The 6,237-nt window shown below is 62.9% G+C and carries 6 protein-coding genes; 4 read left to right on the forward strand and 2 right to left on the reverse strand.

Annotated elements, in window-relative coordinates:
- A partial coding sequence (locus tag KBC96_15330; GenBank protein MBP6965765.1) for a nucleotidyltransferase family protein occupies positions 1–937 on the reverse strand: 937 nt, incomplete at its 3' end.
- Positions 930–3,071, reverse strand: coding sequence for a polysaccharide biosynthesis tyrosine autokinase (locus KBC96_15335; protein MBP6965766.1), 2,142 nt, complete (start codon positions 3,069–3,071; stop codon positions 930–932). The genes KBC96_15335 and KBC96_15330, both read right to left, overlap by 8 nt.
- Before the next feature lie 280 nt (positions 3,072–3,351).
- Between KBC96_15335 and KBC96_15340 the strand changes: the two genes are divergently transcribed.
- The 4 genes from KBC96_15340 to KBC96_15355 all read left to right on the forward strand — a co-directional run bounded on the left by KBC96_15340 (position 3,352) and on the right by KBC96_15355 (position 6,165).
- Positions 3,352–3,924 carry a PEP-CTERM sorting domain-containing protein gene (locus tag KBC96_15340; GenBank protein ID MBP6965767.1) on the forward strand — a complete coding sequence of 191 codons (573 nt, stop codon included), beginning with the start codon at positions 3,352–3,354 and terminating at the stop codon, positions 3,922–3,924.
- Positions 3,925–3,993: 69 nt separating this feature from the next.
- Positions 3,994–4,833, forward strand: a complete 840-nt coding sequence (locus tag KBC96_15345) for a hypothetical protein (protein MBP6965768.1) — start codon at positions 3,994–3,996, stop codon at positions 4,831–4,833.
- Positions 4,826–5,107, forward strand: a complete 282-nt coding sequence (locus KBC96_15350) for a PqqD family protein (protein ID MBP6965769.1) — start codon at positions 4,826–4,828, stop codon at positions 5,105–5,107. Before KBC96_15345 ends, KBC96_15350 begins: the two co-directional genes overlap by 8 nt.
- Positions 5,104–6,165, forward strand: coding sequence for a radical SAM protein (locus KBC96_15355; GenBank protein ID MBP6965770.1), 1,062 nt, complete (start codon positions 5,104–5,106; stop codon positions 6,163–6,165). Before KBC96_15350 ends, KBC96_15355 begins: the two co-directional genes overlap by 4 nt.
- Positions 6,166–6,237: the final 72 nt, after the last annotated feature.

Genomic DNA, 6,237 nt, shown 5'->3' on the forward strand with positions numbered 1-6,237 from the left:
TAGGGCCCGAGAAAAGGTGCTCCAGGATCATAAGAGCCACCGCCGAGGACGCCGACGTGCCGTAAGCCTCGTTCTTCGTCGTGAACGCTTCCCAGTCGATGCTGTCCGCTGATATTCGGAGCCTTAGTGCCAGGTCGAGTATCCAGATGAGCGCCGGGCTAGCGTTGAAGAAAAGGTGCTCGCAGAGGTGGTGCGCGCCGAATATCAGCTCATCTTCGAGACAAAGGCTGCGATGGTTGCCGCTCGGTACCGCGTCCCGCCATACGGACTCCATGTGGAAGTGCGCCGGCGTGCTCGACTCGTGAAACCCCCAGTGGAGTTCCACGTTTAGGGGTATGCCGTCCCCGCCGCCGTCCGCCTTCACATAAGTCGCGTGATTATATATCCGGAGCAGTTCGTCCAGGCTGTTGCCGGGCTCGATGCGCATCCCCGACTGCTCCAGGGCCCGCGCGGCGCCGGGTGCTGAGTCACGTGGCACCAGCAGGTCTATGTCGCAGAACGGCCGAAGTCCGGGGTCTTCGTAGAGCGTCCGGCAGTGCGAGATGCCTTTGATCGGGACGGCCGGTATGCCGAGATTCTCGAAATTCTGGAGTAGCGCTTCCGTCCAAGACAGTGCAGCGAGGTTCGTTCCCAGGGTGTCGAAGTACGCAGACTCGAGCTCCCGCCGCACATCTTCCGGCACGGAAGTCTCTCCCGCTCTCAGGACTGACCGCAGGATGGGCCGGATGCGGTGTTCGGCGCTTCTTGCGAGGACGTACTCCCAGTCGACGCCTTCCGGGACTCGAGGCGGCGAACACGCGGAGCCGCGGGCGGCGAAGCCGGACAGGGTCTCTCGGAGGAATATCAACTCCGAATCGAAGCCTGACCGTCCGCCCTCTTGACCCGCGCCGCGATAACTTGTCCGGCGGCCGACGCCCTTTCGCTCGGTTCTAGTCACGTGCATCCCTTCGCCCGATGATACGGGCCAGGATTCCGCCGCGTCCGTTCCCTCGGGGCGGCTCGTCCGTGTCGTCGGGGTGGCCGTAATAGGTATAGGCATACGGGCTGGACGGCTGCACTCCGTTCAGGACGCAGCCGATGATCGTCGCCTTCGCGTCGAGCAGGGACTGCTCCGCCTGAAGCAGGACGCTGCGAGAGACTGACTGCATCTCGACGACCTGTATCGTCGCGTCCGCGAGCGCGGCCAGCATCAGGCTGTCCGAAACCAGGTTGCATGGCGGCGTATCGAAGACGACCACCTCGGCGGACTCCCTGAGTTCGCTCATGAGATCCCGCATCCGCTGCGAACCGATCGTCTCCGCGGGGTTCGGCGGAAGGGGCCCGGTGGGAAGGACCATCAGGTTCGGCAGGCCGATGTCCTGAAGGGCTTCGGCCAGGCTGGTCTTGCCTATCAGAACGTCGGTCAGTCCTGACGAAGGTGGGATTTGCAGCAGCCCGGCGATCGACGGCCTGCGGAGGTCTGCGTCCACGAGAATCACCCGCTTTCCGCCCTGCGCGAGAGTGATCCCGAGATTGACCGCGGTAAGCGACTTCCCCTCCCCGGGCGCGGCGCTCGTCAGCAGGATGCTCTTCACCTGCTTGTCGATGCTCGCGAACGATATGTTGGCGCGGAGGGTGCGGTAGGCCTCCGGTATCGGAGACTTGAAGTGCATGTCGGTGACTAGTCGGTGCGAGCCCGCAGCCCGCGGAATCTGACCGAGGACCGGCATTCCCAGCAGCCTTCGCGCCTCTTCGGCCGAGTGTATGGTGTCGTCCAGCCGATCGAGTATTAGGCCGGCGGACAGGGCGAGAACGATCCCCACGATCAGGGCGTAGGTCATATTTCGCAGCGGCTTCGGGCTGACCGGGCTCGTCGGCGTAGTCGCCAGTTCGGTGACCTGTACGATGTCGGTCTGGCGCGTCTGGTCGGCCTTGGCGGCCTCGTAGCTACCGAGGAGCGTGGTGTATATCTGCTCGGCGGCGGCCTCCTCCCGCATGATGTGCAGTATGTCCATCTCGAGTTTCGGCATGCCGGCGAGCTTCGCCTTGCGCTCGGCGAGCACCCGTGTCAGCCCCTCGCATCTCGCGGCCGCGGCAAGGTATTCCATCTCCTGCTGCGCGAGTTGGGAGGCGTAGTTCTGCTGGACCTCCAGCGCGCCCGCATCGTGGGCGACTATGTTCTCTATCTCCTTCTTCAGCCTGCCCTTGGTGTCCGCGACCGACCTCCTCAGGTCTTCGAGTGTCCCCGGGTACTTGGCGGTGTATTTCTGCTCGGCCGACGCGAGTTCCATCTCCAGAGTTATCAGCTTGGCCTGCAACGCCTGTATCGCCTCGTTGTCGCGCAGGATGCCGGTTTCCGCGATCGCCCTGTTCTGGATCCCGACCTGCCTCGCCAGTTCATTGGCGCGGCTCCGTGCCTCATCCCTTGCGACGATGTCCTTCGCCAACTGCAGTTCAAATGCTATGATCTGGTCCTGGATCGCTCCACCCGCCTTCTTCACGTCGGTGAAGCCTACGCCACGCAGGAATGCGGAGAGATCCTTCTCGCGGCGCGTGAGTTCCTTCCTGGCGGCCTCCATCTGATCGCGCAGGTCTTCGATGCCGGCGGACGCCGTGCCCCTGCGCGCCCGCCTCTTGTACGACACGAACGCCTCCGCCACGGAGTTCGCCATCATCGCCGACATCTTCGGATCGTCAGTCTGCGCCGAGATCTCCATAATCTCGGTGTCGGTTACGTCCTTGATCTTTAGAGCGCCTCGGACCTGCGCTCCGCTCACTTCGACGTCCTTCGCCCTCATGAGGCTCGCGGCCTCGTCAGCCACGGTCCTGCTCTTCAGCAGGTAGACCTGCGTGGACTTCTCTTCGTACTGCGGCGGGGTGAGCACCTTGTCGCTGAGGAGCACGGTGTATGACGGGCGCAGGAAGACGAGTTGGCTCGTGGCGACGTAGAGCCGTGGGGCCCGCAGCGTCACCGCCGCGCCTGCCAGCAGCGCGGCGGCGAGGCAGGCGAGCATTATGCCTTTGCGTCTGCGCAGGATGTCCGCCACGTCGTTGAACGAGAAATCGGAGGATTCGAGAGCGGAAGTTCGCATTGTGTTACCGGTGTACCGCCGTTTCAAACGGCATCAGCCGTGCGCTGGATGCCACTCATTATAGTGCAGTATTCGCACGCCGTCAAGTGGCACGGAATCCGGGATGGGCCGGAGACATCCTCCCAGAACGATTATCAGCACGAGACGCAGGTAAATTTACCAGTTTTCGCAAAAGGTCGCCGCATCCCCTTGACGGATCGAGCGATCTGGGCTATCATGCGAAGTGAGTAAAACCGCAGAGAACACAATACATGCGGTGCTTCCGGAAGGAGATCAAGAGATGCCATCCCGAATCGCTTTCGTTGTCGCGCTGCTTCTCGCGTGCTGCGTTGCGGCGGCGCCGGTTTCCGCTGGCCCGGTTCAGACGTGGTTTCTGAACAACTACTCCACGGCTCCGTCGTCGAACGGCCCCGGCTACGGGTTTACGTACGAGTCGCTGGTGCAGTCGCCGGGCGAGTCCGATGGGTACACTTATACGGACTGGTGGTACGATTTCTATCTCGAGAACAACTCCACAGACCACTGGATCGTGAGTTGGACGTTCACCCCGCTGTGGCCGGGGTGCCCGGGGGTCGTGATGTCCGACCCCGGCAACGACCCGTGCTATGGCTCCTGGCCGCTCCCGCCGAGTCAGGGTCCGCTTCTCTCGCAGACATCGTTCCGCGAGGAGAATTTCGTGCATCCCGTGCAGTTCCAGCAGATCATGACGACGATCACCTGGGACGATGGGCATCAGGAGCAGGTGCCGGTCTTCATGCCGCTCTGCGTGCCCGAGCCGGGTAGTCTAGCGGCTCTTGCGATCGGCGTGACCGGAGTGGGCGGTGCTTTTCTTAAGAGGCGCAGGTCTAGGTAATGTTTCTTGGGCGCGCTGCGTGTGTCGCAGTCGCGTTATAGGGTGCAGCACTCTTTCTCAGGAGCAGCCGTGAAGCCTCAGAACACCGAGAACGATTGGCTGCTCCTTGCTATTGGCGATGTCGTGTCGGGTCTTATCCCCGACGAACGTGCGCTGGCCGAGGCCGCGAGGTCCAGGTACGATGCGTTCCTGCACAGTGAGTGCGGGCGTTCGACGGACCTGGAGGTCCGCGCCGCGATCGACCCTGATGCCGAGTTCATGCTGCTTCCCGATATCGAAGTCGGCGTCGAAGACGGCGTGATCCGCGTCTCGCGCGGCGATTTCGACGGGGTGATAGACCTCCCTTCGGGGCGGGCCGAGGTGAAGCTGAACTGGCCCGAATACGCGATCGTGGGGTTCGACTGCTTCCTCAGGGTCTGCTACTCCCTGCTGGCGGTGAGCCGAGGGGGGTTGCTCGTCCACAGCGCCTCGGTGGCCAGGGACGGTGAGGGCCTGGTGTTTCCGGGGGTATCCGGGAGCGGGAAATCGACCGTAGCCGGCATCTGCCGCGACGCGGGATGCACCGTGTTGAGCGACGAGATTTCCCTTCTCAGGCGATCCGGGTCCGGCTGGACGGTGTACGGCACCCCGTTCCACGGGGACCTCGGCACGGCGGAGAACTATCGGGCGCCCGTGAGAGGGCTGTACTTCCTGAAGCAGGCTAGAGAGAACGGGCTGGCGCTGCTGGAGAATCGAGCCGCGCTCACGCATCTCATGAGGTCGGTCGTTTTCTTCGGCGAAGCCTCGAGTCTGATGCCGGCCGCCTTCGAGGTCTGCTGCGACCTGGCGTCCTCGGTGCCGTGCAGAGAGATGTCCTTCAGGAAGGATTCGGAGTTTCTTGCGATGATAGACGGCCTCGAAGATGAATGAACCGGTCGCGAAGAGCGAGAAGATAGCGGTCCACGGGCGGGAAGAGGAGTGCTACGTGCTCGAACTGGGCGGGATGATGCTCCATCATCTCGGCGATGTCGAGACATTTATCTGGAACTCGATAGACGGGTGTCGGACTGGCACGAATCTTGCAGAGATGGTGGTGGCGCAATACGAGGTGGCCCCGGAACGCGCCGCTGAAGACGTCTCTAGGTTTATCGGCGAGCTCAGGCTGGCCGGCCTGATCCGGAGTTCGGGCGCAGAGGCCGAATGAGCGTTGATTTCGGGCCGGGTAACAGCATACTGGACCGGCTGATCGAATCCGGCACAGAGGAGAGCCGGCCGATCAGGGCGATCTTCGAGTTGACATACCGGTGCAACCTGGGATGCGGTTTCTGCTACTGCATCGGCCGCGAGGGCGCGGAACTCGGTTTGGACGAGGTGTGCCGCACGATAGACGGGCTGCAGTCCGAGGGCTGCATGTTCCTCACGCTCTCGGGCGGCGAGATACTCTGCAGGGAGGACTTCCCTGAGATAGCGCGGCACGCGCGGGGTCGGGGTCTGGCCCTCGAACTGAAGACCAACGGAACACTCGTGGACGCGTATGCGTCCAAGCTGATAGCGGGTCTCTACCCGTTCAACGTTGACGTCTCGATACATGCGGCCGACGCCGACGGGCACGACCGGGTCACTCGCGTTCCGGGCTCGTTTGACGGAGCGTTGAACGGGGTAAGGTTACTGCGTGAAGAAGGCGTCCCGGTGACGCTGAAGAGCCTGCTGACCCGGGAGAACTACGCCGACTACGAGCGGATCAAGGCGCTTGCACAGGAACTCGGCGCGGACTGCCTGACCGACATCACGGTGAGCGCGAGCCAGGACGGAGGGTGCTCGGCCCACGCCCACCGGCTGCGCGATGGGCAGCTCGCCGACTTCATGGAGCGCAACCGTGCGGAAATGCTCGATCTGCTCGCGGAGACGCTGACGGCGGAGGATTTCCGCGAGGCGGCGGACTGCCATCAGTGCAATGCGGGGCTGACGACCTGCTGCATCAGCCCGTACGGGGACGTGTATCCCTGCGTGCAGTTCCTGCGCGCAGTTGGAAATATCAGGGAAAAGGACTTTCCTGCAATCTGGCGAGGCTCGGAGGAACTGAGCCGCATCAGGGATGTCAGGCTCAGGGACTTGGCGGTCTGCGGATCATGCGAGCTGCTTCCCTACTGTTTCAGGTGTCCGGGGCTCGCCGACCTGGAGGACGGCGACATGCTGGGTCCGTCGAGCGAGGCCTGCAGGCAGGCACGGGCGTGCCGGGATATGTTCGAGAAACGCGGTTGAGCCGGCGGATCACCATGCGGAGAGGAATAGCTATGAGAAAAACCTATCGCAGTCCGGTATTGAAGTCCGAGA

The organism is Armatimonadota bacterium (assembly GCA_017993055.1).
Lineage (GTDB): Bacteria > Armatimonadota > UBA5829 > DTJY01 > DTJY01 > JAGONM01.